The sequence below is a fragment of the Bradyrhizobium sp. LeoB3 genome, assembly GCF_055456055.1.
This window is the reverse complement of record NZ_JBVBEF010000055.1, coordinates 13,938-39,841: the sequence shown is the minus strand read 5'-3', so window position 1 is coordinate 39,841 and position 25,904 is coordinate 13,938. Positions and strand designations below refer to the sequence as shown.

The 25,904-nt window shown below is 63.8% G+C and carries 26 protein-coding genes; 4 read left to right on the top strand and 22 right to left on the bottom strand.

The genetic code is table 11. The annotated features are described in order from the left end of the window. Window positions 1-31: 31 nt before the first annotated feature. From ACZXDY_RS28870 to ACZXDY_RS28825, 10 genes are all read right to left on the bottom strand, one after another. Complete coding sequence (locus tag ACZXDY_RS28870) at window positions 32-2,992, bottom strand: bifunctional [glutamine synthetase] adenylyltransferase/[glutamine synthetase]-adenylyl-L-tyrosine phosphorylase (protein WP_464347833.1); 2,961 nt, start codon at window positions 2,990-2,992, stop codon at window positions 32-34. Further along, a complete protein-coding gene (locus ACZXDY_RS28865; protein WP_028167973.1) occupies window positions 2,989-4,449 on the bottom strand; it encodes an ATP-binding protein in 1,461 nt (486 codons plus the stop codon). The genes ACZXDY_RS28870 and ACZXDY_RS28865 overlap by 4 nt, the downstream gene beginning before the upstream one ends. Before the next feature lie 84 nt (window positions 4,450-4,533). Then, on the bottom strand, window positions 4,534-5,214 hold the full coding sequence (locus ACZXDY_RS28860) for a response regulator transcription factor (protein WP_027581499.1): 681 nt from the start codon (window positions 5,212-5,214) through the stop codon (window positions 4,534-4,536). Between the two features lie 324 nt (window positions 5,215-5,538). Beyond that, window positions 5,539-7,122, bottom strand: coding sequence for a Do family serine endopeptidase (locus tag ACZXDY_RS28855; RefSeq protein WP_028167974.1), 1,584 nt, complete (start codon window positions 7,120-7,122; stop codon window positions 5,539-5,541). Between the two features lie 230 nt (window positions 7,123-7,352). After that, complete coding sequence (locus ACZXDY_RS28850) at window positions 7,353-8,696, bottom strand: methyl-accepting chemotaxis protein (protein WP_464347832.1); 1,344 nt, start codon at window positions 8,694-8,696, stop codon at window positions 7,353-7,355. A 269-nt stretch (window positions 8,697-8,965) separates the two neighbouring features. Next, window positions 8,966-9,463, bottom strand: coding sequence for a cytochrome c-type biogenesis protein (locus ACZXDY_RS28845; RefSeq protein ID WP_464347831.1), 498 nt, complete (start codon window positions 9,461-9,463; stop codon window positions 8,966-8,968). Continuing rightward, window positions 9,463-11,445, bottom strand: coding sequence for a heme lyase CcmF/NrfE family subunit (locus ACZXDY_RS28840; protein WP_464347830.1), 1,983 nt, complete (start codon window positions 11,443-11,445; stop codon window positions 9,463-9,465). The genes ACZXDY_RS28845 and ACZXDY_RS28840 overlap by 1 nt, the downstream gene beginning before the upstream one ends. Next, window positions 11,442-11,930 carry a cytochrome c maturation protein CcmE gene (ccmE, locus tag ACZXDY_RS28835; protein ID WP_130227469.1) on the bottom strand — a complete coding sequence of 163 codons (489 nt, stop codon included), beginning with the start codon at window positions 11,928-11,930 and terminating at the stop codon, window positions 11,442-11,444. Before ccmE ends, ACZXDY_RS28840 begins: the two co-directional genes overlap by 4 nt. A 29-nt stretch (window positions 11,931-11,959) precedes the next feature. Beyond that, window positions 11,960-13,066: a c-type cytochrome biogenesis protein CcmI gene (ccmI, locus tag ACZXDY_RS28830; protein ID WP_464347829.1), complete on the bottom strand. Its 1,107-nt coding sequence runs from the start codon at window positions 13,064-13,066 to the stop codon at window positions 11,960-11,962. A gap of 195 nt (window positions 13,067-13,261) precedes the next feature. Beyond that, window positions 13,262-14,665: a hypothetical protein gene (locus ACZXDY_RS28825; protein ID WP_028167980.1), complete on the bottom strand. Its 1,404-nt coding sequence runs from the start codon at window positions 14,663-14,665 to the stop codon at window positions 13,262-13,264. 149 nt (window positions 14,666-14,814) lie between these two features. Here ACZXDY_RS28825 and ACZXDY_RS28820 point away from each other — a divergent pair, with 149 nt between their 5' ends. The 3 genes from ACZXDY_RS28820 (at window position 14,815) to ACZXDY_RS28810 (ending at window position 15,676) form a co-directional block, all read left to right on the top strand. Next, a complete protein-coding gene (locus ACZXDY_RS28820) occupies window positions 14,815-15,075 on the top strand; it encodes a hypothetical protein (protein WP_464347828.1) in 261 nt (86 codons plus the stop codon). 134 nt (window positions 15,076-15,209) lie between these two features. After that, complete coding sequence (locus tag ACZXDY_RS28815; RefSeq protein ID WP_464347827.1) at window positions 15,210-15,458, top strand: hypothetical protein; 249 nt, start codon at window positions 15,210-15,212, stop codon at window positions 15,456-15,458. Window positions 15,459-15,475: 17 nt separating this feature from the next. Beyond that, on the top strand, window positions 15,476-15,676 hold the full coding sequence (locus tag ACZXDY_RS28810; protein ID WP_464347826.1) for a hypothetical protein: 201 nt from the start codon (window positions 15,476-15,478) through the stop codon (window positions 15,674-15,676). A gap of 80 nt (window positions 15,677-15,756) precedes the next feature. On the opposite strand, the gene ACZXDY_RS28805 is transcribed toward ACZXDY_RS28810, so the two are convergent. The 4 genes from ACZXDY_RS28805 to ACZXDY_RS28790 all read right to left on the bottom strand — a co-directional run bounded on the left by ACZXDY_RS28805 (window position 15,757) and on the right by ACZXDY_RS28790 (window position 17,500). Next, the gene (locus tag ACZXDY_RS28805; RefSeq protein WP_464347825.1) at window positions 15,757-15,936 is read right to left on the bottom strand and encodes a hypothetical protein; all 180 of its coding nucleotides are present in this window, start codon (window positions 15,934-15,936) and stop codon (window positions 15,757-15,759) included. An 81-nt stretch (window positions 15,937-16,017) separates the two neighbouring features. After that, window positions 16,018-16,437, bottom strand: coding sequence for a hypothetical protein (locus ACZXDY_RS28800; protein WP_464347824.1), 420 nt, complete (start codon window positions 16,435-16,437; stop codon window positions 16,018-16,020). Next, window positions 16,437-16,664: a hypothetical protein gene (locus ACZXDY_RS28795; RefSeq protein WP_464347823.1), complete on the bottom strand. Its 228-nt coding sequence runs from the start codon at window positions 16,662-16,664 to the stop codon at window positions 16,437-16,439. Before ACZXDY_RS28795 ends, ACZXDY_RS28800 begins: the two co-directional genes overlap by 1 nt. 2 nt (window positions 16,665-16,666) lie before the next feature. Further along, complete coding sequence (locus tag ACZXDY_RS28790; RefSeq protein ID WP_464347822.1) at window positions 16,667-17,500, bottom strand: glycoside hydrolase family 19 protein; 834 nt, start codon at window positions 17,498-17,500, stop codon at window positions 16,667-16,669. 107 nt (window positions 17,501-17,607) lie between these two features. On the opposite strand from ACZXDY_RS28790, the gene ACZXDY_RS28785 reads away from it, so the two are divergent. After that, on the top strand, window positions 17,608-18,654 hold the full coding sequence (locus ACZXDY_RS28785) for an FkbM family methyltransferase (RefSeq protein ID WP_464347821.1): 1,047 nt from the start codon (window positions 17,608-17,610) through the stop codon (window positions 18,652-18,654). Here ACZXDY_RS28785 and ACZXDY_RS28780 read toward each other — a convergent pair. From ACZXDY_RS28780 to ACZXDY_RS28745, 8 genes are all read right to left on the bottom strand, one after another. Continuing rightward, on the bottom strand, window positions 18,651-20,273 hold the full coding sequence (locus ACZXDY_RS28780; RefSeq protein ID WP_464347820.1) for a pectate lyase family protein: 1,623 nt from the start codon (window positions 20,271-20,273) through the stop codon (window positions 18,651-18,653). The two genes, ACZXDY_RS28785 and ACZXDY_RS28780, sit on opposite strands and share 4 nt — an antisense overlap. A 70-nt stretch (window positions 20,274-20,343) precedes the next feature. Further along, window positions 20,344-20,925 (bottom strand): DUF4376 domain-containing protein, encoded by a 582-nt coding sequence (locus ACZXDY_RS28775; protein WP_464347819.1) that lies wholly within the window; start codon window positions 20,923-20,925, stop codon window positions 20,344-20,346. Beyond that, window positions 20,906-22,258 (bottom strand): hypothetical protein, encoded by a 1,353-nt coding sequence (locus ACZXDY_RS28770; RefSeq protein ID WP_464347818.1) that lies wholly within the window; start codon window positions 22,256-22,258, stop codon window positions 20,906-20,908. Before ACZXDY_RS28770 ends, ACZXDY_RS28775 begins: the two co-directional genes overlap by 20 nt. Window positions 22,259-22,273: 15 nt before the next feature. After that, complete coding sequence (locus tag ACZXDY_RS28765) at window positions 22,274-23,038, bottom strand: hypothetical protein (RefSeq protein WP_464347817.1); 765 nt, start codon at window positions 23,036-23,038, stop codon at window positions 22,274-22,276. A 10-nt stretch (window positions 23,039-23,048) separates the two neighbouring features. Then, window positions 23,049-23,597 carry a hypothetical protein gene (locus ACZXDY_RS28760; protein WP_464347843.1) on the bottom strand — a complete coding sequence of 183 codons (549 nt, stop codon included), beginning with the start codon at window positions 23,595-23,597 and terminating at the stop codon, window positions 23,049-23,051. 18 nt (window positions 23,598-23,615) lie between these two features. Further along, on the bottom strand, window positions 23,616-23,963 hold the full coding sequence (locus ACZXDY_RS28755; protein ID WP_464347816.1) for a hypothetical protein: 348 nt from the start codon (window positions 23,961-23,963) through the stop codon (window positions 23,616-23,618). 18 nt (window positions 23,964-23,981) lie between these two features. Beyond that, a complete protein-coding gene (locus ACZXDY_RS28750) occupies window positions 23,982-24,368 on the bottom strand; it encodes a phage tail tube protein (protein WP_464347815.1) in 387 nt (128 codons plus the stop codon). A 24-nt stretch (window positions 24,369-24,392) separates the two neighbouring features. Continuing rightward, complete coding sequence (locus ACZXDY_RS28745) at window positions 24,393-25,904, bottom strand: phage tail sheath C-terminal domain-containing protein (protein WP_464347814.1); 1,512 nt, start codon at window positions 25,902-25,904, stop codon at window positions 24,393-24,395.

Sequence of the window (25,904 nt, the reverse complement as noted above, 5' to 3'; positions counted from 1 at the left end):
GACAGCGAATTTGTAGCGATCGGCGCCGCGCCTAACGTCCGCCGACGATCGCGTTGAACACGCGGCGGACTTCGCTCTGCGTCTCGCGCACGCCGGCTTCGAGGGCGGAGAAATCCGGCGTGTCGCCTGCGCGCGCCATCACGCGTAGCAGATCGTCACCGGCAGTTTCGGGATTGAATTTGCCAATCACGCAAAGGCGCAGGATCTGCGTGAGGTCGTGATAGAGCCGCGCGGCCGAGCGCAGCACTTCGGCCTCCGACTGGCCGAGCACGCCGAGCTTTGCGGCGTTGTCGAGCACCTGCAAAGTGGAGACGCTGAGAATGTCGGGCTTCTCGGCGGCGTGCACGAGTTGCAGATATTGCGCGATGAAATCGATGTCGATGAGGCCGCCGGCGGCGAGCTTCAGGTCCCAGATGTCGTCCTCGCCCTTCTCGAGCGCGATCGCGCGCCGCATCTCGACGACGTCGTTGGCGGTTTTGCCCGCATCGCGCTTGCGCGTCAGCACGCGGCGGATGATGTCTTCGATCTTCTCGCGGAACGCCGGCGATGACGAGATCACGCGCGCGCGCGTCAGCGCCATGTGCTCCCAGGTCCAGGCCTCGCGCTCCTGATATTCGGCGAAGGAATCGAGCCGTGATGCCAGTGGACCGGCGCGGCCCGATGGGCGCAGCCGCATGTCGACCTCGTAGAGCACGCCGTAATTGGTTCGTGTCGTGAAGGCGGAGATCAGGCGCTGGGTGAAGCGGGCAAAATACTGCGCGCCGTGCAGCGCGCGGTCGCCGTCGGAGTCCGGGCGCTCGTGGTCGTAGTCGTAGAGCAGGATCAGGTCGAGATCGGACGACGCCGTCATCTCGCGGCTGCCGAGCCGGCCCATGGCGAGGATCGCGGTCTCCTGGTCGTTGATGCGGCCGTATTGCGTGGCGAACTGGTCGGTGACAAGGCCATGCACGGTGTGCACGATGCCTTCCGCGACGTCGGCGAAGGCGACGCTCGCCTGCTGCGCCGACACCGTGCCGGAGAGGATCCTCGTGCCGATCAGGAACAGGCTTTCCTGGCCGAACAGCCGCAGGCGGTCGAGGAAGTCCTCGTAGGAACCGGCGTCCTTGAGCGTGATCGCGAGCCGCTCCGACAATTCGCGCTGGTCCGGCATCGCGCCGAAGAAGCGCGGATCGATCAGCCCGTCCATGATCTGCGGCTGCCGCGCCAGCATGTCGCCGAGCCGCGGCGCGGCGCCGAGGATCAGCGCCACCAGCGCGACCAGGTCTCGGTTCTGGCTCAGCAGCGTGATCAGCCGCCCGCCCCGCTGCAGCGCCCCAAGGAAACGGTCGAACGCCACAACCGCGGCGTCCGGCTCCTCGGCATGCGCGAGGCCGTCGATCAGGCCCGGAATGAACTCGAGGAAAGCATTGCGCGTCGCCTCCACGCGCAGCGCGCGATAGTCGCCTTCGATCCATTGCTGCACGGTCTTTGCGACCGCGACCGGCTTCTCGAAGCCGAGACTGACGAGATGCTCGAGCAGCCGCTGGTCTTCGGGGCCGGCGCCGTAGTTCAGCTTCGGCAGCTTTGCCGTGCCGGTCGGCTCGTCGCCCTCGAAAAGCTTGGCGTAATGGCCCTGCACGATGTTGAGATGCGCGAGCAATTCCATCGCAAAGGTGGCCCTGCTCGTATAGCCGAGGAAATGAGCAAAGCGCTCGATCGCCGCGGGATCTTCCGGCAGCGTGTGCGTCTGCTCGTCGGCGATCATCTGCAGACGATGCTCGACGCGGCGCAGGAACTGATAGGCCGCGGTGAGCTCGTCACGCGCCTCAAAGGTGATCCAGTTGCTGGAGGCCAGCATCGCGAGCGCCTCGAGCGTCGGCCGCACCCGTAATTCCGGATGCCGCCCGCCCGCGATCAACTGCTGGGTCTGGGCGAAGAACTCGATCTCGCGGATGCCGCCGCGGCCGACCTTGACGTTGTGGCCCTCGACCGAGATCTCGCTCTGGCCGCGGTAGGTCTGCATCTGCCGCTTCATGTCGTGGACATCGGCAAGCGCGGCGAAGTCCAGATGCTTGCGCCAGACGAAGGGGGCGATTTCCGCAAGCAGCACCTCGCCCGCCCTGCTGTCGCCGGCGCAGGGGCGCGCCTTGATCATCGCGGCGCGTTCCCAGGTGCGCCCTTCCCGCGCGTAATAGTTCAGCGCCGAATCGGTCGAGATCGCGACCTGCGTCGACGCCGGATCGGGCCTCAGCCGCAGGTCGACGCGGAACACATAGCCGTCGCCGGAGCGCTGCTGCAGCATGCGCGCCATCGACTGGGTGACGCGGACGAAGAACGGCTGCGGTTCGATATCCTCGGCCAGCGAGGTCGCAGCCGGATCGTAGAAGACGATGAGATCGATATCGCTGGAATAGTTCAGCTCGCCCGCGCCCATCTTGCCCATCGCGAGCACGATCAGCCCGCTGCCCTCTTCGGGACGGTCGGGGTCGGGCGCATGGAGGCGGCCGCGCGCCATCTCCTGGCGCAGCAGGTAGCGCAGCGCCGACTGCACGGACGCGACCGCAAGGTCGGTCAGCGCGGCGGTGACCCGTGTGACCGGCCACACGCCGCCAATGTCGCAAAGCGCGATCAGGAGCGCCGCCTCCGCCTTCATGCGGCGGAGCAGTTGCATCACTTCGGCCTCGCCTGAGGCGGCGAACACGTCGTGCGACGTCTTGTCGATCAGGTCGGCCAGATGCGGCTCCGGGTCGCAGGAGAGCAACCGGATCAGCCGCGCCGGATCGGCGCGCACGAGCTCGAACAGGAACGGCGAGCATTCCGCAATGCCGAGCAGGATGCGCTTGGCGAAGGGATAGCCGAGCAGTTCATCGAGCGCGGCCGATTGCGCCGGCTCGAGTTCGGCGAGCCAGTCTGTCAGGCGCTGTTCGGCTTGGATGGGCGCGGACACATACGGTCCGTCCGCGAACCGCGCGGCCAGACGATGTCCCGCGGAGCCCGGCGCGGAAGCGTTCATGCCGCCTTCTGTGGCACATCCTGCGTTTGGGCCGCAAGCCTGTCAGCCGCGCCGGCACGCGCCGGCAGCACCAGCGTCGCAACCAGCCCGGGATGGGCGTCGCCGAGCCTGAGCTCGCCGCCGTGCAGTGTCGCGACCGCCGCGGCGAGGCTGAGCCCAAGCCCGGAACCCGGCAGCGTGCGGCTCGCCTCGAGCCGGACGAATCGTTCCACCGCATGCTTGCGATCGGCCTCGGGAATGCCCGGACCATGATCGGTGACGCTGAGCAGCACGGAGTCGGACTCGCGCCGCGCCTCGATCAGGATTTCCTTGGCTGCGGCGGCCGCCTCCGGGTCGATCGGCTGCACCACCGGCTTGCCATATTTGATCGCGTTCTCGACGAGGTTGGCGAGCGCCTGGCTGATCAATTCACGGTTGCCGTGCATCGCGCTGGGCGCGGTCTTCACATGCAGGCTCATGCCGTCGTCCTCGGCGAGCGGCTCGTAGAGCTCATGGATGCCGGCGGCAACGTCGGCCGCGTCGAAATCATCCATGTTGCCGCGCGCCTGACCGGACTCAGCCCGCGCGATCATCAAGAGTGCATTGAAGGTACGGATCAGGCCATCGGATTCCTCGATGGTGCGCTCCAGCGCCGCCCGGTAATCGGCCTCGCTCCTGGCGCGCGCCAACGCCTCCTCGGCGCGGTTGCGAAGGCGCGTCAGCGGGGTCTTGAGGTCGTGGGCTATGTTGTCGGAGACCTCCTTCAGCCCCGTCATCAGCGCCTCGATGCGCTCCAGCATGGCGTTGAGGTTTTCGGCGAGACGATCGAGCTCGTCGCCGCTGCGGCCGACCGGCAGGCGGTCGGAGAGATCGCCGGCCATGATGCGCTGGGCGGTACCGGTCATGGCATCGATCCGCTGCAGCACCCGCCGCGCGACGAAGATGCCGCCGCCGATGCCGAGCACGACCACGACGAGGATCGACCATTGCGCGGCCTTGGCGACGATGCCGAACAGCCGCCGCCGCTCCTCGAGGTCGCGCCCGATCAAGAGCCGGAAGCCATTGGTCATCTCGGTGACCCGCACCAGCGCGCGGTGATCGGTGTTGTCGTTGTCGTCGAGCCGCCGATAGGCCGTCTCGGTCCAACCCTGCATTCCCATCACCCCCGGCGCCAGCGAGCCGACATTGCCGGCGATCGCCTGCCCGTTCGGTGCGGTCACGAGATAGAGGTTGGCGCCCGGCCGCAGCGCCCGATTGCCGATGGTGAACACAAGGCCGCGCAGGCCACGCCGGTTGTAGATCTCGGTGACTTCGCCGACCTCGGCATTGACCGTGGAGGTGATCTGCTCGGTGATCAGGCGGCGCGTATTCCAGGCGAAATAGCCGAGCAGCGACGCTGCGAACAGCGCAAACAAAAACAGATAGACCAGCGTCAGCCGGAACGCCGTGGTGCGGATCAGTTTACCGAATGCCGTCACGGATGATGCTACCCAAGATGTTGCTGTTGCGCGTTGCTATCCGATGCTCCCAAGCACCGATGCAGCTACGTCTTTCGGACTCAGCTACCGTATCCCGTCGCGGATCATGTACCCTGCCCCGCGGATCGTGTGCAGCAAGGGCCGCTCGAAGCCCTTGTCGATCTTGGAGCGCAGGCGCGAGATGTGCACGTCGATGACGTTGGTCTGCGGATCGAAGTGATAGTCCCAGACATTCTCGAGCAGCATGGTGCGCGTCACCACCTGCCCTGCATGCTTCATCAGATATTCGAGCAGGCGGAATTCGCGCGGCTGCAGCGTCAGTTCGTCCTTGCCGCGGGCGACGCGGTGCGACAGGCGGTCGAGCTCGAGATCGCCGACCCGATAGACCGTCTCTTCCGCCGGGCCGACATTGCGGCGCGACAGGACTTCGACGCGCGCCAGCAATTCGGCGAATGAATAGGGTTTCGGCAGGTAGTCGTCGCCGCCGGCGCGCAAGCCCTTGATGCGGTCGTCGACCTGGCCGAGCGCAGAGAGGATCAATACCGGCGTGCGGTTCCCCTTTTCGCGCAGCGTTCCGATCAGGGACAGGCCGTCCCGCTTCGGCAGCATGCGGTCGACGACGAGGACGTCATAGTCGCCGCTCTCGGCCATCGACAGACCTTCCTCGCCGTCGTCGGCGAGGTCGGCGATATAGCCGACTTCGCGGAACGCCTTGACGAGATAGTCGGCGGATTCGCGATCGTCTTCGATGATCAGGAGGCGCATCTGGGGTGCGGCTAAAGGTGCGGTGGCGGTCACGGGATTGGTTTCCTCTCAGCATGGCGCGACCGCCCTGCACATGCAAGACGGCCGCGCGCGTTCGCGTTGATTTGCATGATCCTTCCGGAAAACCGGCTTCCGCTTTTCCGGATCACGCTGGAGGGGAAAGAGTGGGCGGTGAAGCTGGGGGACTTCACCGCCCTAGGCCTTCCGACGGAGGGGGGCGCATTCCACCGGAAGGTAGCAAGAGGGGGCGAGCATTGAGGCTCGCTCCCCAGGAAGGGCCGTCGGCGGGGGCGACGATTGCCGGCGACGCCTTCCATCTCGTATTTAACCCTTCGCCAGCGGCACTGCCACAAAGCGCGACGAACCGCCGCTCTTTACACGCATCAAAACGCTGTTCTTGTTGTCGTTCCGTGCGGAGGTGATCGCATCGCGCACATCACCGGCGCTGGTGACGTTCTTGCCGGCGACTTCAAGAATGACGTCGCCTTCCTTGAAGCCGCGCTCGGCCGCGGCGCTCTTCGGGTCGACCTCGGTCACCACGACGCCGTCCTTGCCGGCGCCGGCCACGCTGTTGGCGGGGGCCACCGTCAGGCCGAGCTTCGGCACGTCGGTGCCGCGGGAGGAAGAGCCGCGATCGCTGTTGTCGTTATCGGCCTTGGCCTCAACCGTGTTCGGCAACTGGCCGAGCGTGAGGTTGACGGTCTTCTCCTGGCCCTTGTGCAGGACGTTGAGCTTCACCGCATTGCCGGGCGCCAGGCCGCCGATGGTGCGGGCGAGCTCGCGCGCATCCTTGACCGTTTCGCCGTTGACGGCGGTGATGACGTCGCCGGACTCGATGCCGGCCTTGGCCGCCGGACCGTTGGCCTGGGGCTCCGCCACCAGCGCGCCTTCGGCCTTCTTCATGCCGAGGCTGTCGGCGATGTCGGAGGTCACCGGCTGGATCTGGACGCCGATCCAGCCGCGGCTGACCGTGCCCTTGTCCTTGAGCTGGGCGACGACGCTCTTCACCGTCGCGGCCGGGATCGAGAAGGCGATGCCGACGCTGCCGCCGGAGGGCGAGTAGATCGCGGTGTTGACGCCCATCACCTCACCGGACACGTCGAACGCCGGGCCACCGGAGTTGCCCTTGTTCACGGGCGCGTCGATCTGGATGAAATCGTCATACGGGCCGTTGCCGATGTCGCGGCCGGAGGCCGAGACGATACCGGCGGTAACCGTGCCGCCGAGCCCGAAGGGGTTGCCGACCGCCAGCACCCAGTCGCCGATCCGCGGCTTGGTGTCGGACAGCTTGGCGAACGGGAAGTTGGAACCACCCTCGACCTTGACTAGCGCGAGGTCGGTACGCGGATCGGTGCCGATCACCTTGGCCGAATAGGTCTTGCCGTCATCGGTCGTGACCTCGACCTTGTCGGCGCCGTCAACGACGTGGTTGTTGGTCACCGCAAAGCCGTCAGCCGAAATGAAGAAACCCGAACCCTGGCCGGTCACGATGCCACGGCCACGCGGTCCGCCGCGCATGCCCGGGGGGAGCCCATCCTGTCCACCGAAGCGACGGAAGAAACGCTCCATCGGCGAACCCGGCGGGAACGGCGAGTCCTCGTTGCTGTCGTCCTTGGCGAGCTTCTCGCCGATATTGACCTTGACCGAAATCACCGACGGCTTCACGCGCTCGACAATATCGGCAAAGCCGACCGGCTGCTGAACCTTGCGGACCTCGTTGTTGACCTGCGCCTGCGCCGGGCTGGCGAACAGATCGCTCGGCGTGTGCTGCGGGCTCAAACCATAGCCGGCGACGCCGAGGCCGGCGACGACCGAAGCCATCAACGCAAATCTGCGGGCCGAGAACAGCGAACGCCGCGGCGCGCGGTAAGACGGCAGAGACGAAAGATCGGTGGGTCGTTCGGTCATTCTAAAAATCTCCAAGAGCCAGAACTCGAAAGGTGCGGGGGCAAGCACCGGACGTGTCTAAACATGGGGGCGTCAGCCTTACGGCGCGCTGGCTGCGGAATTAAACTTTTGTAATAGAGACGAGGCCGGGTGCGGCAGGATATCGCAGCTCCGCCAATGGGTTAGCCGCGAGCTGAAGGAGCTCGCGGCAAGTCCCGCCCGCAGGTTCCAGGTCGCAAAATCGCGAGCCGTCAGACTGCCCTGACGCTGGCAATGAAACCCTCGACCTCGCGCTTGAGGATGTCGGCCTGCTGCGACAGGTCGACCGCGGAATCCTTGGCCTCGCCGGCCATGCGGCCGGTGTCGGACGACGTCGTGGTGATCTGCACGATGTGGTTGGTGACGTCCATGGTTCCCCTCGCCGCGTCCTGGACGCTCCTGGAGATGTCCTGGGTGGCGTTGCGCTGGCGTGCGGTGTCGACGTCGATGCCCGACATGATCGAGCTGATTTCGGCGATCGTGTTCGAGATCCCGTCGATGGCGCCGCGGGTTTCCGCCGTAATCGCCTGGATGCTTGTGACCTGCTGCGAGATCTCCTCGGTCGCCTTGCTGGTCTGGCTGGCCAGGTTCTTCACCTCGGAGGCGACCACCGCAAATCCCTTGCCAGCCTCGCCGGCCCGCGCGGCTTCGATGGTGGCGTTGAGCGCCAACAGGTTGGTCTGCGAGGCAACCGTCTGGATCAACTGCACGACGGCCCCGATCTTCTCGGCCGCGTCCGAGAGCGCGTGGATGGTGTCGGCGCTCTGGCGCGCCTGCGCCACCGCCCCCTCGGCACGCTGGGTGGCGTCGGTGACGCGCTGGCTGATCGCCGCGATCGAGGTCGTCATCTGCTCCGCTGATGTCGCCACCGTCTGGACGCTGGTGCTGGCCTGGCCGGCTGCGCTGGCAACCGCGCTCGCCTTCTGGCTGGTCTCGTTGGCGGCGCGCGACAGCGTTTCGGCGTTGCCCCTGAGGCGGACGGCCGATGCGGCAACGCTGCCGACGACATTGGCGACGAGGCCGTTGAAGTCGCGGATCTTCTCGTCGAGATAGCGAGTCCGCTCGCGCTGGTTGTGGGCGTCGCGCAGTTCCTGGTCGGTCAGCCGCTGGCGTTCGATCCCGTTGGTCTTGAACACTTCGAGCGCGCCGGCGAGCAGCCCGATTTCATTGCTCCTGCCGAGACCCGGAATTGGCGTCTCATACCTCTGCTCTGCCACTTCGCGCATCGCATGCACCATGGCAGCCAGCGGCCGCATGACGCCGTTCCGAACCGCGAGATAGGTCGTGACGCAGACCGTAAGCGCGATCACGGCGATCGCACCGCAGGCGATCAGGAAATAGGAGAACGCCGTCTGCGCTTCCTGATAGATTTGCATGGCGTGCTCGCGGCCCGGGCCGCTCAGCGATTTGAACTCAGCGGCAAGCGCCGTGATCTCGTTGTTGAGGTAGAGCACGGCGATGAAGCCCGTGCCGCCGCCAATCCCCAGCAGCATCAGAAGTGCAACGACGACGGATGCGACGAGAAAGCGGATAGTCAAATTGCTGTTCGAAAACATCGGCTTGCTCAAGAGCGTTACGACGAAGCATCATCACGCTCGATCTCTTTGTGAGCACGATCTTCGCGGATCATGTTCTGGAGGAAGGGGCGAGCCTAAGTTCCGCACAAAAGGTCAAGATTAAATGAACGCCGCGGCAGATGCCGACGCGTGTGGACCTCGGTAACAGTACGTAGGTCAAAGCGTTTTCGAGCGAAGCATGCCCTCGGACTTGATCCGAGGGTGGGGACCGGTTCGCGTGAAGAAAACGCGTCGAAAGCAAAAATGCTCTAGCCGCGCCTTTCCTCTGGCGCTTCCTCCGACACCAGAGCGGCCAAACGGCTTTCTTCCTCGGGGGTGAGACCGGCACCGGTGGAGGCTGCCGAAGCGGCCGGCCGGCGGCGGCCAAACCGCCAAAGCGCCACGCCGCCTCCGACCAGGACTAGCGGCGGGACCAGCCAGAGCAGCAGCGTATGCGGATTGAAGCGCGGCTTCAGCAGGACGAATTCGCCGTAGCGCGCCACCAGGAAATCGATCACCTGCCGATCGCTGTCGCCGGCCGCGATCCGCTCGCGGACCAGGATGCGCAGGTCGCGCGCCAGCGGCGCCTCGGAATCGTCGATCGACTGGTTCTGGCACACCATGCAGCGCAGTTCGCGCGACAGCTCCCGCGCCCGCGCTTCCTTGGCGGGATCGGCCATGATCTCGTCAGGCTGCACGGCGAACGCCGCCGGTGCGCCGAGCGACACGGCGAACGCCAGCACACAGGCTGCAAGCGCCCTCCGCATCACTCCGCCGCCTGCAATGCGCGCGTGGCCTTGGCCGGCTTGGGCGCACCGACGCGCAGGCGCCGGTCGGACAGCGACAAGAAGCCGCCAAAGGCCATCAGCACCGGGCCGAACCAGATCAAGAGCACCATGGGCTTGTGATAGATGCGCACCGCGATGCCGCCGTCGGCGGCGATATCGCCGAGCGAGATATAGAGCTGGCTCACCCCGCGCGTCAGCAATGCGGCCTCGGTGGTGGACGCACCGCGCGTGGTGAAATTGCGCTTCGACGGCGTCATGACGCTGAGCGTCTTGCCGTCGAGGCCGACCGTGAACCTCGCCACCATCTCGCGGAAATTCGGTCCCTGGCGCTGGCCGATATCGTCGAGCTTCAATTCGTAGCCGGCGACTTTCGCGGAGTCGCCCGGCTTCATGGTGCCGATATATTCGCTATTCCAGGTGGTCTCGCAGACGATCCCGATCAGGGCGATACCGACGCCGGCATGGGCGAACGCCGTGCCCCACGCCGCCCGCGGCAGGCCGCGCGCCCGCTGCACGGAGGTGCCGAACGGAACCCGGAACAGCCCGATACGCTCGGCGAGGTCGGTGAGCGCCCCAGCGACGACGAATACCGCAAGCCCGATCGCGAGCGGCGCGAAGCTGGCACCGCCGCGCGTCCAGGCCCACAGCACCGCGATCGCAATCAGCGCGACGATCCCGGCCGCGGTCAGGCGCTGAGCGGCGCCAAGCAGGTCGCCGCGCTTCCAGGCCAGCAAGGGGCCGAACGGCACGGCGATCATCAATGGCACGAACAGCGGCCCGAAGGTCAGGTTGAAGAACGGCGCGCCGACCGAGATCTTGTCGCCGGTCAGGACCTCGAGCGCCAGCGGATAGAGCGTGCCGATGAACACGGTCGCACAGGCCGTGGTCAGGAACAGGTTGTTGAGCACCAGCGCGCCCTCGCGCGAAATCGGCGCGAACAGGCCGCCCTGCTTCAACGATGCGGCCCGGACCGCATAGAGCGACAGGCTGCCGCCGATGAAGAGACAGAGGATCAAGAGGATGAACACGCCGCGCGCCGGATCGGTCGCAAAGGCGTGCACCGAAGTCAGGACGCCGGAGCGCACCAGGAAGGTACCGAGTAAGGACAGCGAGAAGGTCAGGATCGACAGCAGGATGGTCCAGACCTTCAGCGCGTTGCGCTTCTCCATCACGACCGCCGAATGCAACAGCGCCGTGCCGGCGAGCCAGGGCATCAGCGAGGCGTTCTCGACGGGATCCCAGAACCACCAGCCGCCCCAACCGAGCTCGTAATAGGCCCAGTACGAGCCCATCGCGATGCCGAGCGTAAGGAAGATCCAGGCCAACAGCGTCCACGGCCGCACCCAGCGCGCCCAGGCGGCATCGATGCGGCCCTCGATCAGGGCGGCGACCGCGAAGGAGAACGAGATCGAGAAGCCGACATAGCCGAGATAGAGCATCGGGGGATGCACGGCGAGGCCGATATCCTGCAGCACCGGGTTCAGATCCCTGCCCTCGATCGGCGGATTGGCGATGCGCAGGAACGGATTCGAGGTGAGCAGGATGAAGAGATAGAAGGCGCTTGCGATCCAGGCCTGCACGGCGAGCACATGCGCGCGCAGGGTCAGCGGCAGGTTGTTGCCGAAGGCGGCGACGAGGCCACCGAACAGCGCCAGGATCGACACCCAGAGCAGCATCGATCCCTCGTGGTTACCCCAGACGCCGGTGATCTTGTAGATCAGCGGCTTCATCGAGTGCGAGTTCTCGAACACGTTGACGACGGAGAAATCCGAGGTCACGTGCAGCATCACCAGCGCGGTGAACGAGGCACCCACCAACAAGAGCTGGGCGAGCGCGGTGGAGCGCGCGACGTTCATCAGCGCCACATCGCCCCAGCGCGCGCCGAGCATCGGCACAATCGACTGGATCAGCGCCAGCCCAAGCGCCAGCACCAGCGCGTAATGTCCGGCTTCCGCGATCAACGCATCGCCCCCTGCACCGGCTGCGGCTCGGCCGAGGCGCTGGGCTTGCCGTAATCGTCCTTCCAGTGGCCCTGCTTCTTCAGGGCGTCGGCGACCTCCTTGGGCATGTAGGTCTCGTCATGCTTTGCGAGCACGGTGTCGGCGCGGAACACGCCGGATTGATCCAGCGCGCCCTCGGCGACCACGCCCTGCCCTTCGCGGAACAGGTCCGGCAAAATTCCCTTGTAGGCGACCGGCAGCGTGGCGCTGCCGTCGGCGACCTCAAACGTCACCGCGAGGTTGTCGCCGCGCTTGAGCGAGCCGGGCTGCACCAGGCCGCCGAGGCGGAACCGCTTCCCGGCGGAGATATGCTTTTCGGCAACCATCGAGGGCGTGGAGAAGAACACGATGGAATCGCGCAAGGCGCTGAGCACCAGCGCGGCCGCCACCGCGAGCACCGCGAGCGAGCCGCCGATCATCACCAAGCGCCGCTGCTTACGCGTCATGGTTCCCTATGGTCCTGTCTGTGCGCATGTCATCCATCCAGCCCGAGATTCTTCAGGCCTTCATTGAGCTGGCGCAAGCGTTCGGCGTCATTGGCAACCGCCTGGCGGGCATCGGTGAGCGCGGCAACCGCCTTGTCGCGCTCGCCCATCACTATATAGGCGCGCACCAGCCGCAGCCATCCCTCGACATCGTTGCCGTCCTGCTTCAGGCGCGTGGCGAGCCGGTCGACCATGCCGCGGATCATCGCGGAGCGGTCGTCCGCGCTCATGTCCTTGGCCGCGGCCATGGTCTCGTTTGACAGCGCGGGCGCGACGACACCGCCGCCGACCCGCGTCAGCGAGGCCTGCACCAGCGATCGCCACGGCGCATCCGCCGGCGCCTTGGCGAGCATCGCGCGCCAGATCGAGGCTGCGTCGTCCTTGCGGCCGTCCTGCTCGGCGGCGAGCCCGAGGAAGTAGTTCGCCTTGGGATCGTCGGCGTTTTGCGCCACGGCGCGCTCGAATTCGGCCTTGGCCTCCGCGGTGACGACGCCTCCGGCCACACCGGTCAGCGCCTCGCCAAGATCGGCGCGGCGCTCCGAACTGTCGCCGTTATAGGTGATCGAATTGCGATAGGCGCGCACCGCGTCGTCGTAACGGCCGAGCCTGGAGAGCACCGGCGCCAGCACGTTCCAGCCGCGGCCATCGGTCGGATTCTTCTCGAGATGCGCCTCCACCTGCGCCAGCAGATTGGCGAGCGGCTGATTGACGTCTGCCATGCGGCTGCGCGCGGCGAGCGGAAAATCGCCGAGCTGTGGCGAGCCCAGCGCAAGATAGAACGCCGCCGCCATCACCGGCAGTCCGACCAGCGCCGCCACGGCGGCCGACCGCCGCAGCGGCAGGTTGGCTTTTGGCGCCGCCGCAGCCTCGCCGTCCACGGCGGCAAGCAAGCGTCGGCCGATCTCGACCCGCGCCGCCTCGGCTTCCGACGCCCCGATCAAGCCCGAAGCAAGATCGCGCTCGATCTCGGCGAGTTGGTCCTTGTAGACATTGGCCTCGCTGCCGCCTGATGTCGCAGGCGTCGCGCGACCAAGCGGCCAAAGCACGGCGAAGATCGCCGCGACCGTCATCAGCGCGAACACAAACCACAGTGTCATCAACGAGTTCCCGGGCGAACGGCACCGAAAGCTGGTACCGATGTGCCGCTTTACACCACCGGCGGGAAGCGGAGCAATTGACAATTGCTGGATCGGAACCGCCCTCCGTAACCAACCGGAGGGAGAAATTGCGGGAGCAACCGAATTGCGCGACCCCGATATCGGATCGCAGAAGGAAAACCGTAAAAATGACGATCAGCCAGCGCGGGACGACTTGCGCTCGCCGGTCATCGCGTTCTCCGCGGCGCGGTTCATCAGCGAGGCGTAGTCATGGCCGAACAGGACCTCGCAGAACCGGATCGCTGCGCTGGCCTGCTGCTGCCGATAGCCGCGCACCCGGTGGTCACCAGCGCGCAAGGACTGCACCAGCGCTTCCGTCGACTTCTCGACATATTGCTGCAGGTCGGAATAGGTCCGCAGCGTCACCTCGTTGATCGCGAGCTCGCTCGCATAGGTGCGGCACACCGCGACGAAGTCGATGAGCGCGGCGACCTCCTCGACTTCGGTCGTGTCGATCATGGCGGCGGCGGAGATATCCTTGTCCGGGCGCTGGCGCAGGATGCGGCGGACCCGGCCGGGAACGCTGTCGATCTCCGATTGCATTGAATTGGAGATATCGGCCCGGATCGAGGCCAATTGCTTGCCCCAGGTGGATTCGTTGCGCAGGTCGAGCTCCGTGCGCAGGCCGCGCACACCGTCATGCAGCGTCTTCAATTGATCCCCGACATTGTCGAGATGACCGCGCCGGATATCGCTGCGCAGGCAGGCTGCGAGATAGGAGAGATCGTGCAAGGCGATCGTGACGGCAACACCATAGGGCGTGGCGGCGACGCGGATCTCGTCGTCGGAAGCCGCCATCTTGATCGCGAGGCGGATGATCTGCCAGGGCGCGACCAGGCGCTGCATCACCAGCGACAGCGCGAAGGGTAGCAATTGCGGCGTCTGCAGCGAGGGGACGTTGAGCGCGGCGGTGACAGAGGCGATCTGGGTGTCGCCGAACATCCGGAGTTGGCTCGGAAGCCGGCTGCCGAGCGTCTCCAGTGCCTCGCGCGCGCGCAGCACCAGCCCGATCGACACCAGGTCTTCGACCACATTGGGCGGGCCGACGCGCGACAGCGCCCGCTGTTTGTCATCACCGGGCACTGGCGTCGCGACCTTGACGATCGCCTCCGCTGCGGCGACCTGATATTTGCGGGCTGCGGCCTCGGCGGCCGAAGTTGCACCGCTGTCGTGCGCCTTCACAAGCGCGGTCTCGAATTCGCGGGTCGCATCAGGCGCGCCCTCGCGGCCGAGCCACTGCCATATCGGCAGCAGCGAGGTGCGGCGGACCTGTCCCGGCCGGATCGGGAAATTGCCTTCGGCGAGGAACGGCTCGAGCGGACGGAACAATAGGCGCGCCGGATCATCGCCCCGGGGGCGCGTCTCCTCCTCCTCGGCCCGGCGCACGATCTTGCGCAACTGCTCAAGCACCAGGGTGGCGACGCTGACGTCCTCGCCGCGCTCCACTGCGCGCTCGAACTCGCGCATCAGCAGCGCCTGCGATTGCGGCGGAAGCTGCGCGAGATAATCCCTCAGCCGCTCGGTTGGTGTCTGGCTCATGGGCCTGGGGTGATTGAATGCTCGTGATGGCGACGCAGGAAGGCATCGGCTCGGCATGATAGGAGGGCGCGCGTTAAGAAGGCGTTACCGTAAACTTAAGAAGAATCAAAGGCTTGTACTTCCTAACTGACACAGAGAGCCCAATTGAAATGATTGAGGAAAAAAGCCGAGTGACTAACGGCGGCATGAGCGAGAAGCCGCTTTTCATCCCGCTTAAAACCCAATGGTTTCGAGAGTTCGAAGCCGGGACCAAGGACACCGAATACCGGGCCTATGGGCCGCGGTGGAATGAGCGCACGTGTCGGGTTGGGCGTGAGGCGGTGATCTCGCACGGCTACAGCGGAGCGAGGATGCAACGGCGTGTGGCTGGCTTCACCAAGCTGCCGCGCGACCGGGCGCCGGAGGGATGAGCGACATTCCAGCTTGGGCCATTCGGCTCTACGGACTGATTTGCACCGTGATGGGTGGCCTCATTGGCTGGCTGCTTCACGCCACCCTGATCCCCTGACTTTCACCGCGCCAGATTGGAGATTGGAGAAGAGAAATGAGCGACAAGGAATTTTCGAAACAGGATCGAGCCGCGCTGCAGCCGTTCGCTGAGGAGTTCCACCGGATGGGCCAGATCGTGCGCGCCATGTCGGATGATGAACTGGCGAAGCTGCAAACCGCTGTGAACAATGCGGGCACTACGAATTGCTGGGCCAGCGCCTATCAGGCAGCGCAATTTCTCAGACGGGAGGTCGAGACGGAGATCTACCAGCGCAAGCTGGCTAGCGCCGCCCCGAGCAAATAGCAGGAGGAGATGGGGAGATGAGCGAACTCACCGAAATCGAGATCAACGTTCTCAAGCTAGTCAACAGCTATGGCGTCGATCTTGACTTGAGCGGGCCGCGGGTGAGCCGAACGGTTCAAGCCGCCGCTCGTGAATTGCTGCGCAAGGGGCACCTGACGGGACAGGTCAAGCACCTGACATTGACCGGCAAGGGCGAGATAGCCCTTCGAGATCAATAACGATGCCCCGCCTCACCCGCGTCGGCTCATGGACCTTGGAATCACCTCACCCGATACTGAGTAGCAGCACCGATCGGTCATCAGACAGAGGAGAATGACGCAATGGGATATCCTTGGGCCTGCTCTACGCTCTTGCGCCAGCGGCGGAGGTGGCTGAAGTCAGCCTTCAGCTCCTTGTAATCGTCCTCCTCAATGCCAAGGCGGGAGAGTGTTGCCGCAACGGTCTTGGAAACGATTTCTTCAACTTCTTCGTGCGTCATTCGCTGCAGCTCGCATTGAAAGGCCTTTCAGTGTGAGTCAGGCTCGTTGCGGGCGTTCCAGCGCCTGCGACGGGCCGTCCTTTAGTTCTTGCGGTTCACCCAAGCGGTAACCGCCGCGACGCCGCCAGTGGTGACGAAAATGCCTTTGATGATCGTGTCGCCCCACTGCACCAACAAATCGTATTTGATCATGGGCGTGGACCCAAGGCCGAGGCAGTAGTCGTAAACGATCACCTTGTTGATGTAGAAGATGAAGGGGAACGCGAACCCAACGACAACAAAGGAGAGCACGGGAGAGCCGGCGATAACCGCGAGCCAACCTACTTTGGTGGAGTTGGCTTGCTGCTCGGCGGCGAGCATCGCCTTTGCGGCCTCAACATCGCCACCGACGCGCGCGGCGTATATCTGCACCTTGGCGTCGTAGTATTTGTTGGTGAAGTTGGTGATCCCGCCCATGATTGACGGGATGGCCTGGAAGAATGCGAGGATGCCCGCCAGCATCAGGCCTTCGCCTTCCGCGCGTTGTAGGCCGCAACAATGCCCTTCGTGACCGCAACGCCGAAGGTGATCTGCATCGCACGCCGTTGCGTCATGACCTGTGTAAGGTCAATGCCTGCGATCTGGTCGAGGTAGTCAACCGCGATCGTCAGAAAGCCAAGGATCATTCCGACCAGAACGGTGATCCAGTTATAGATCCAGAGAGCGAAGGCTTTGAGCTTGTCAAGCATGATCATTTCCCTTTCTTCCAGATGAGGAATGCTGCAACCGCAGCAACTGCAACGGCAGCGACCACGGCGAGGATGATGTTGGGGTTCACGCCGGCCTGATGGGCGACGGTTGCGGCCGCGCCGCCGGCGATGACAACGGTGCCGCCGGTCTTGGCTGGGGTGGCTGGCTTGGCCGGTGCAGGCTTTGGCGCCTCAATCGTGGAAGAGGTCGGAACAGCCACATTTGCCGCCTTCCACTTGGCCAGCCACTCCTTGCGATCGGCGAGGCCGACCGTGCCGCCATTCAAACGCTTGGTGACATTGAGGATGTCGTCAGCCTTCGCGTAAGGCATGCACCCGCAGTTGATGAAGTCCGAGACGGCGCATTCCAGGAAGTATTTCGGATCGATCAGGATGTCGGGGTTATTGACGACATCGAGCCCGGTCTGCTTGGCGACGCGCTCATAACCTTCCCTGCCCGTCGTCTGGGAGCCGCCGCGGCCACGGAAATTCCAGCCATCGTCGGAGCCAACGCGGTTGCCCATGCGGCCGTTGTAGACTTTGTTGGCAAGAGCCTTCGGATTGTTGGCGTATGGCGCGGCGCTCGCGACGCTCGGGAAGCGCGAAGGCCAGACCTCGGTCATCCGCTGGGCCGAGTAATTCAGGTTCTCCACAACATCATGGCCCGCACCGCATTCATGGCTGATCTGCGCCATGACGTGAGCCAGAACGAGCGGAGAGGTGATGCCGTATTTGGCGAACACGGCCGGCGCTGTTGCGGCAATGCCGTCTCGCAGGCCCTTAACCTTCTGATCCCCGTTCGGCCACAGGTTATAGAGCGCGTTGATGAAGGCCATGGATTCTCCAAAGAAAAAGCCGCCCGGATGGCGGCTGGTTTCGGCTTGCACGGCGCGGTTGTGGCGGGTTAGTGTCCCACGCGCCGAAATTGGAATAGGAAGCTGGAATGCGCAGCCAATTAAAAGCCGCAGTTAAGCGGCTCGTCTCTCGTCTGTCCCCGCCCGCCAGCTATGAAAAGACACACCTGAACGATAATCAGGTGTTTCTCGGCTATCCTTTCGGCGATCTAGCCGCACTCACGAAATACATGGTGCCGGCCACGGGGGCTCACCCCGGCTTCCATGTCGATTGCTTTGGCATCAGGACGCGCTACTCGTACTTCCCGGGCGCCGACGATCGCCAGGCTGTCCAGCCCGGCCTGCCATTCCCCGACAATACCCTTTACGGTGAGGCGGTCGAATTTCTGTCCACCTGCCGCGCGGTAGACGCGGCGGTCGACGAAATGGTCGTATATGAGTTCGGTGCTGGCTTCGCGCCTTGGCTTGTCTGCACCGCCGCAATGGCGAGGCATCGATCCCTAAAGCTCAAGCTTGTTGCCGTGGAGGCTGATGCCGAACGGCTCCCGTTGATCGAGACGCATCTGTCCGACAACGGCATTCCACTTCCCGGCACACCTCACCCAACCATCTCGACCAAAATCATTCGAGGTGCGGTGTCGGACAAGCGAGAAACAATTAGCTTTTCCGCCCAAGGCATCAAGGATTGGGGCGGTGCCGCCTCAAAAGAAGACAGCGGGCCAGACTATCGCGGCGCGACCGGCAATCGCGTATCAGTACCCGCCTTTCCGGTCGCCGATTTGATCGAGGGCGAGCACGTCGTTGATCTCGTTCACATGGACATTCAAGGGGCTGAATACACGAGTATCGCAGCCTCGCTCGATGCCTTCTGCTCCAAGGTCAAGAGCGTGGTGATTGGAACGCACAGCCGCGTCATCGAAGGTCAGTTGATCAACCTTCTCCGTCGCAACGGCTGGATTCTGATCTATGAAAAGCCTTGCAGATTCCATGCTTCCAGTCAGTTGCCGGACGTCACCGGCGCGACCTACTTCGATGGCACGCAGTTCTGGATCAACACGCGCCTATGGCCTGCGAATTTCAAGTGGCGGCCAGAGCTTACGCCGCAAGCAGAGGAGGCTCTCGCGGCCATTAGTTAGAGGTATGGCGCGATACCAGTGATATTGGTGCCGGATATGACGCTGGCCGTGACGGCACCCGTAGACTGAAGCGGGCCTACAGTGCCATTGCTGGCCGCAGAACCGACAATAACCCTCTGAGTCGTGCCGCCAGCGCCGTTGGTAATGGTGACGGCGCTGACCGTGAACCCGATGACGCTATCGATCTGGGCACAAACATTCGCGCCGCCCGGTAGCCCTTGGTAGCTGCCGCCGGTCATCGACACATTGATCAGCCATGGTCCGTTGGCGTCATGCGGGATAAACAGTCCCTGCTGCCCAATGAGCTCGTTGCCGCTGAGGACAACCGCCTGCAGTTGCCCTGATGCGGTTTGCCTCGCGATTCTGACACACGCCCCCTGGATGCCCTCGATGCTGTTGCCGATCATATAGAAGCCGGTTGTGTTGACGCCGTTTTCGATCGAGACCTCTACCGCAGTTGGCGCTACATTGATCTTGTTGCCAATCATGCGGAGACCGCCAGAAGAAAGGAACCTAACGCCGGAGATGCCAGAGCCACCGATCTCGTTGTTCAGCATTCGGCTGTCGCCGCTGTCGCCGTTGTTCGCGTTCCTGATTTGGACGCCGACATTGCAGGCGTTAATCTCTGAGTTCTGCAGAACCCATTTCGAAGCTCGATCAAAGGATATGCCAGTGCTGCAGCCCACAATGAATAGGCAGTCGAAGACGCTGCCAGTATTTTCGGTGCCCGCCACCGAGGAAGTGACGAAGACGGCGGCAAATGTATTCGCGGTAATTGCCGTCGAGTAGATGCTGAAGTTTCTGAGGTAGACCGGAACGCTGGTATCGATGTTGATGGCGGTCGAAGGAGATGTCGGCTGGAATAGGATGCCGGTGCCTCGCCCTGCGCCTTCGATCGCAAAACTGGCGCCCGGGCTAATGTTTATCTGTCCGGTGGTCCTGCAAGAGCCTGGGAAATAAGCTACTCCGCCTATTGATGCGGCGGCATTGAAGCACGCCTGAATGGCCGCAGTGTCGTCTGTGGTGCTGTCGCACTTGGCCCCAAAGAACCCGACACTCAGCCTCTGGTTCTTTGACAGATTCCAGAAGGCGCCATCTGCGGATTGCCTAGCACCAAGCCCGCCCGCCACTCCACGCACGTAGATCGCGCCTGCGCCGGCATCGCCATCGGCGGCATAGCCGGATGTGACAAAAGATTTGACGGCTGAGGGGAAGGTTGTGCTCGCAATGGCTGTGGCAACTGCGCCTTGCGGTTCGTGTGGCAAAATCGATGGGTCGACCCACGCTGGGTCTCCCGACCCGTTCATTTGCAGCACATAACCCGCCGCTCCGGCCGGCAATCTTGTATTCGTCGTGGCGTTACGTACAATCAGATCGCCGCGCGTCGTGGTTGGGGCAAGCGCATTAAATGCGGCTGCCGTCGTGCCTTGGCCCGTGCCCCCGCGCGCCACGGCAAGGGTGCCCTTGTCAATATTGTCCGCATCGGTCGTATCGACGTTCTGGACGTTCTCGAGGCCCGTAACAACGTGGGACTCGTCCCATGCCGGGCCGTCAACCAACACTAACGCGTTAGCAGGCGCACCAGTAACCTTGTTGTGCCTGATTAATACGTCTGCCATTTACAAACCTTCATAAAGAAAAACCGCCCAGAGGGCGGCGGGGCGGGATTGGTGTTGACGCGGGGGTAGATCAGTCGAACGCGGCGTCGACCTGGATCTTGGTGGTGATTGTCCCCGCGGCGATGTCTGCTGCCACTTGCGCCTCGATCGCAAAGCAGGACTGAACATGCTCGCCGACCTGAGACGCCGCCGCCGTGATGCCGGCCGCATCGAGCTCGACGAATGAGCCATCGGCCACTTTCCACTGGAATGTGACGGACGGGTTGATCTGCCCAAGCATAACCGCAGCGGTCATCTTGGACTGCGTATCGCGATCCGACGGATAGACGACACCATTGACCTCAACGCCGCCGGTTTCCTTTCGGAAGCGGACGTCAGCCGCATAGGACGTCAGGTCGGCGAACAGGCCGTAACGCGTCAGGACATCTTGCAGCGCCGCGGCAGTTTGCTGTCCGGCTGCATCCCTCGGCCAAGCGGTTGCCGAGTTTCCGGCAGCAAGCCATGAGACAAAGACCGGATCGTTAGCAGAGACGATTGACGCTGACGCGCTGGCAAACACACGACCATCGTCAGCCAGCCAATACCAGTTGCGTGGATTATAGTTAGACATTAAGACACCCACTTCTTGTGATTTAGATGTATTGGCCACCACTGCTACTGTCCTCCACCCCGGCCACGGTGCCGGGGTAGAAGTTGACCCCGCTGCCGTCGGTAAGAATGACGCCGTTTGCTGTTGCGGAGAACTTCGGGCCGGATACGTTGGCCGCGCCCGTGATTGGCGTGTACTTCACATAAGAGATGCCGCACCCGGTCGCGAATACAAAGCCAGTGCTGAAGTTAACCGCCGCGGTGACGGCGCACGAGACCGGCGTTCCACCCTGCCTGATGTATGACCCATTGCCCGCGGCAATGTGGTCAGCGCCGCCGCCTGATATTGTGATCGGGCCCAAATAAGTGATGTTCGAGGCGCCGTCGGCCGTGCATTGATGATCAAGGACGCTGCCAAAGTCCACGTTGAAGACGGTAATAGACCCGCCCCTCACGGCCCAGACGCCATTGCTTGTTGCGCCGGGAGTGGCGCCGCGACTGGACGATGTGACCTTAAAGCCGGTGATAGTATAGCCCCGCCCTTCGGCCCCAAAGGCTGATCCGTCAGCCGTTGAGATCAGACACGAAGCGGGGGTCGTGGTGTTGCCAATGTAGTTGATGGTTCCAGCGCCGTTGATCGCCCCGCAAAAAACCTTCGCATAGGTGCCGTTGGCAACATGAATGTTGATGGCGAAGCCGTTGAGATTGAAGAGTGCGGTAGTGTCCTGCGCCTTCTGCAAGCTCGCGAACGCTGTGCTTGGAGACAGGCCGTTATTCGAATCCGACCCGGTGGCGCTGTTGACGTAGTAATCCCGCGGCGCCGTCAGAAAGACCGGACCACGCACGTTATTGATCTGGAAGTTGGTGCCGTCATAGACCAGCTCAACCACGTCAGCGGCCGCCCACTCGAGGCCGACGAGCGCCACGCCGCCGCCTTTGACGATCGCCTTATTGCCCAGTCCGTTCACATTGATGACGCTCGGGCCGGTTGGTGCGTTCGCCATTCTGATGCGAAGCGACATGCCGGCCTTGTATTCGGCGGCCGGCGGCGACAGCGCCACGGTCACCGTGTTTGCTGTGCCGCTGCTATCGAGGGCAAACTGGGGCTGGCCGCGCTGGATCATGTGCTGCATGGATTTCAGCAGCATGCTGTCGTCTGAGTTATCCTGAGTGACGATATCCGTGGATAGTGCCGTCAGCCCGTTGCCGCGTATGGCGTTGCGGAACTGCGCAATGAGTCCATTCAGGAAGCCGGCCTGAATCTTCGTGCCGTCATTGGCCGATGGCGAGGAGCAGTCCTTGGTCCACGTGTCACTCGCCCCAAAGGTTCGCGTATCCAGCGGGCGGAGCGTGGTGGAATTCGGCGCGTTTGCCGGGCCGACGATGTCGAGAGCCATTTTGTCCTTACCTGTTTATAGTTCAGGGCCCGTGTCAAAGACGGCGCTGTCAAACAAAGCGACGTCAAACACAGGCAGTTCAAAGGTGACGAACACTATCTTGACGTGCGCGTGCACAACGCGGCTAAGAACGCATTCCAAGGCGGAGATATCGGGATCGCAGTTGAGGCCCTGCCCGGTCTCGAAGTTGCCAACAAAGGGCCGGATGCCTTGCGGAGCGACGAAGGCGGGGCTTGCATTCAAATAGACGTTGATCTGCAGTATCAGGCCATCGGTTGGCAGCGGGCCAACCTGGTCACACCCAACTTGACTGCAGCCTGCCTGTGCCCCGCAGTTGTTGAGTGCGGCAACGCATTCGATCTTCCAGCCTGCCCGAGCAGCAATCTCCGCGTAGTATTCGCAGCGCGTGCCGCCGATCGCAGCTACCTTCGTGCATAGATCCGGAAACGGGTCGCAGTCGTCAGGAAGACCATACTCGATCATCCACTGATCGTGCGTTTCCGAGTGCGTCTGGCACCAGAACTCAAGCCGCAGCGCACAGAGCCGGGTCTCGATGTAGTTGCGCACCGCCGCGATGGCCGCGGTATAGCCCGCCTGCACAAAGCCGGTTGGCCACGACAGCGGCAATCCGACGAGAGAGCCAAGCCAAGCCAGATAGTTGCTGACGGTGGTGCCGCCATCGTTAACCGGCCATGCGCGCCCGCGCGGCCATAGCGCTGCGGTGGCGAGGAAACTCTCGATAAATGTCGGGCAGTGGAATGGCTTCGGCTCCTTCGCCATCACCGCCTCCTTAGTTGAAACTGACGGTGCCGATTACGGCCGTCTCCCCGACTTGCAGAACGGTGTCGGTTGTCGGCGCTACCAGGTCAAAACTTTGGACGCCGGAGGCGTTGGCAATCGCCTGATAGATCCATGACAGCGAGAACTCCGCCGGCGTCGCCAGATACGGCATCCCGCCATGCGGCGTGTCCTGACCGGCCACGCGGCCGAGGCGCAGGAATGCGGCGCGAAGCTCGGTCATCACGGCTTCGCGTGCCGCGGTGGTGTCAGGTACGAGATTGTCGATCGTGATGTCGATCGCATGCGGGACAGGCGCGGCCACGGTGACGACCGCGCTCGCGGGCTGAACGCTGGAAATATAGTCGCGCACCGCATCAACGGCGGTTTCGTCTGGGATGCCGTTCGAGAAGGTGCCGTCCATGAACACGAACACGCGAACCGTGCCGGGTCCGGCATACAGCCGCTCAACGAACACCCGCGTCACGCCCAGCGCCTGCCGCCCCCAGATCACGTAATCGGACGGTGCCCCGCCGTGCGGCGGGTTGCCTGACGAGACCAGCAGTGAACACCATCTCGTCTACGATTGCGGTGTAATGGCCTTGCGCGCTGCCTGAAAAAAACCGAAGACAGCTTCCTTCAGTTGGAGTGCATCTGCCAGCGAGACCTGCTCGAGCAGCGCACGGTCCTGCGGGCTGACGAGCAGCCGCTCGATATAGGCTTGGACAACGTCGTCCTTCTCGGCTTGGTAGATCATGCCGCCTTCGCTGCGGGCGAACGCAGCCGGCTCGCCCAGCAGCATGATGTCCCGGTACTTCGGCTCCCGAAGAACGATCTCGCGGATCTGCGTGATCCGGTTCTCGCCCGTGGTCGGGTCCGTCAGCGGGCCCTCGATCGGGTTCTTCAGAACGATCGTCGCGTTTGCCATGTTCCCCTCCTACTGGTCTTAGCTGGCGATGTTCTTGTAGGCGTCGCCGGCGATCGACAGGCCGGAGATCTCGCCGGTGGACGTATCCATCTGCGGATCGCCAACGAAGAAGGCGCCCGAGATCAGGTGCGTCCGCCCGGTGTCCTGCTCGATGAAGGTGCAGCCGAAGTTGGTCGAGGCGAGCACGCGCTCGTCCCAGATCAGCAGTTCACCGTTGACATCCACGAAGCGGTCGAAGGTCAGTTCAGCCGTGCGCGCTTTCGCCGCCACGGTGCGGTAGAGCGAGCCGTCCTGGTTGACGCCCTGCGCCACCGTCATGTTCGCCGGCGCGAGCGTGATCGTGCCGCGTGCGGAATAGTTGTTGCCGTTGATCGTGACCGATACACGGCCGCCGGAGGTATGCATGGGGAAACCCTCTTACTCTGGTGATTAGGCCGGGAACTGCAGGAAGGTGGTCGCGTTGGCGGCGAACACGCGGAACTGGTTGACCACGTCGACCGGCAGATAGGCGTTGACGCGGTTCGGATCGCTCGACCGCTCGACCACGAGCGACTTGGCGAACAGGTCCGGGTTCTCAACGAGGCCGCCCTGCGTGAGCTCCTCATAGACGTGGATGCACTCGGCCTTGAGGATCTTCGCCGTGACGATCGCCGGCTGGCCGGACGGATTGTCGTCGGCGAGCGCACAGCGGCCATACTTCTGCGTGATGCGCTGGCGCATGTAGCGGACGAAGTAAACCATCTGCAGCCGGGTCTCGATATCCAACCAAGTGATGTCCGGCTGGCCGTAGCTGTTGGTCAGGTACGAGGTGACGACCCGGTCCATCATGACCGTGCCGTCCGCCTGGACCTTGAAGCCGGAGATGCCGTCCTGATAGAGCGTGTTGCGCTGGGTGATCGAGAACCAGTTGACGCGCGACTGCGGCGGGCGGATGCCGACGAGGTCGAGCGTCTGCACCGGGACGCTGATGCGATAGGCCTGATCGACCTCACCGCCCAGGTTCTTGTCGAAGGCGATGCGCGCGCCGTAGGCGGCGGCCCAGCGCCACGGCGGCGAGGGGCTGTCGACCACGCCCATGATCGAGCAGTTCGGATCGTTGCGGCCCATGCCGAACGAGGCAAGGTTCGCGAACGAGTCGAACATCACGGTCAGGTGGTGACCGTAGAGCTGCTGGATCGGGGACCAGCGGCCGGAGGTCATGCCAAGGAAGTCCTTGATCACGTCCAGCGACGTCGTGTCGCTGTACGGAGAGCAGATGTAGTCGAACTCCATGTCGCCGAGCGCGGCCAGGCCGGCGCCGAGCGTCGGAACGCCCGTTCCCGCGGTGCCTGCGGCAATGGTCAGATGCGTCTGCAGCGGGCCCTCGTCGCCGACCAGATCCTTCAGCACCGAGAACTTGGCCGCGAGCGCGCCAGCGTTGCGGTGGGTCAGCGTGACGACGTTGGTGCTCGCCGCCGCGATGACGGGGAACGCCAAGGAGCGGCCGAACTTGAAGTAGCCCTGATTGATCGCGGCGGCGAGGTTGGTCGCCACCGTGGCATTGGTGTCGGTCGGGGCTACACCGGTGCTCACCTTCTCGCCGCCGATATAGACCGACACGGTGCCGCCGTTGCCGAGGATGGCGCTGGCGATCGTGATGGTCCAGGTCTGGGTGGTGCCGGCTGGATCGGCCAGCGGGAGCATCCAGATTTCACCGAACGGGTTGTTCTGCCGCGCCCAGATCGCCATTTCGGCCAGCATCGAGCCGGTACCGACCAGGGGCTGCGGATCGCCGCTCAGAATGATCGGAACGTTCGCCGACGCCGTGGCGCCGGAGGTAGTCTTCTGACCGACCAGCAGCGTGCGCGAGGGCCCCTGAAACGGGCTCTGCCCCGCGTTGACTTCCGCATAGAACAGCGGAACGCGGAGGTTCGAGGGAATGTTCTGGAACGCAACGGCCAT

Bases quoted from the DNA above. Each gene is read 5' to 3' on its own strand.
- ACZXDY_RS28870 (WP_464347833.1), bottom strand. From the start codon at position 2,992: ATGAACGCTTCCGCGCCGGGCTCCGCGGGACATCGTCTGGCCGCGCGG.
- ACZXDY_RS28860 (WP_027581499.1), bottom strand. From the start codon at position 5,214: ATGCGCCTCCTGATCATCGAAGACGATCGCGAATCCGCCGACTATCTC.
- ACZXDY_RS28855 (WP_028167974.1), bottom strand. From the start codon at position 7,122: ATGACCGAACGACCCACCGATCTTTCGTCTCTGCCGTCTTACCGCGCG.
- ACZXDY_RS28850 (WP_464347832.1), bottom strand. From the start codon at position 8,696: ATGTTTTCGAACAGCAATTTGACTATCCGCTTTCTCGTCGCATCCGTC.
- ACZXDY_RS28845 (WP_464347831.1), bottom strand. From the start codon at position 9,463: ATGCGGAGGGCGCTTGCAGCCTGTGTGCTGGCGTTCGCCGTGTCGCTC.
- ccmE (WP_130227469.1), bottom strand. From the start codon at position 11,930: ATGACGCGTAAGCAGCGGCGCTTGGTGATGATCGGCGGCTCGCTCGCG.
- ccmI (WP_464347829.1), bottom strand. From the start codon at position 13,066: ATGACACTGTGGTTTGTGTTCGCGCTGATGACGGTCGCGGCGATCTTC.
- ACZXDY_RS28825 (WP_028167980.1), bottom strand. From the start codon at position 14,665: ATGAGCCAGACACCAACCGAGCGGCTGAGGGATTATCTCGCGCAGCTT.
- ACZXDY_RS28820 (WP_464347828.1), top strand. From the start codon at position 14,815: ATGATTGAGGAAAAAAGCCGAGTGACTAACGGCGGCATGAGCGAGAAG.
- ACZXDY_RS28815 (WP_464347827.1), top strand. From the start codon at position 15,210: ATGAGCGACAAGGAATTTTCGAAACAGGATCGAGCCGCGCTGCAGCCG.
- ACZXDY_RS28810 (WP_464347826.1), top strand. From the start codon at position 15,476: ATGAGCGAACTCACCGAAATCGAGATCAACGTTCTCAAGCTAGTCAAC.
- ACZXDY_RS28805 (WP_464347825.1), bottom strand. From the start codon at position 15,936: ATGACGCACGAAGAAGTTGAAGAAATCGTTTCCAAGACCGTTGCGGCA.
- ACZXDY_RS28800 (WP_464347824.1), bottom strand. From the start codon at position 16,437: ATGCTGGCGGGCATCCTCGCATTCTTCCAGGCCATCCCGTCAATCATG.
- ACZXDY_RS28795 (WP_464347823.1), bottom strand. From the start codon at position 16,664: ATGCTTGACAAGCTCAAAGCCTTCGCTCTCTGGATCTATAACTGGATC.
- ACZXDY_RS28790 (WP_464347822.1), bottom strand. From the start codon at position 17,500: ATGGCCTTCATCAACGCGCTCTATAACCTGTGGCCGAACGGGGATCAG.
- ACZXDY_RS28785 (WP_464347821.1), top strand. From the start codon at position 17,608: ATGCGCAGCCAATTAAAAGCCGCAGTTAAGCGGCTCGTCTCTCGTCTG.
- ACZXDY_RS28780 (WP_464347820.1), bottom strand. From the start codon at position 20,273: ATGGCAGACGTATTAATCAGGCACAACAAGGTTACTGGTGCGCCTGCT.
- ACZXDY_RS28770 (WP_464347818.1), bottom strand. From the start codon at position 22,258: ATGGCTCTCGACATCGTCGGCCCGGCAAACGCGCCGAATTCCACCACG.
- ACZXDY_RS28765 (WP_464347817.1), bottom strand. From the start codon at position 23,038: ATGGCGAAGGAGCCGAAGCCATTCCACTGCCCGACATTTATCGAGAGT.
- ACZXDY_RS28755 (WP_464347816.1), bottom strand. From the start codon at position 23,963: ATGGCAAACGCGACGATCGTTCTGAAGAACCCGATCGAGGGCCCGCTG.
- ACZXDY_RS28750 (WP_464347815.1), bottom strand. From the start codon at position 24,368: ATGCATACCTCCGGCGGCCGTGTATCGGTCACGATCAACGGCAACAAC.
- ACZXDY_RS28745 (WP_464347814.1), bottom strand. From the start codon at position 25,904: ATGGCCGTTGCGTTCCAGAACATTCCCTCGAACCTCCGCGTTCCGCTG.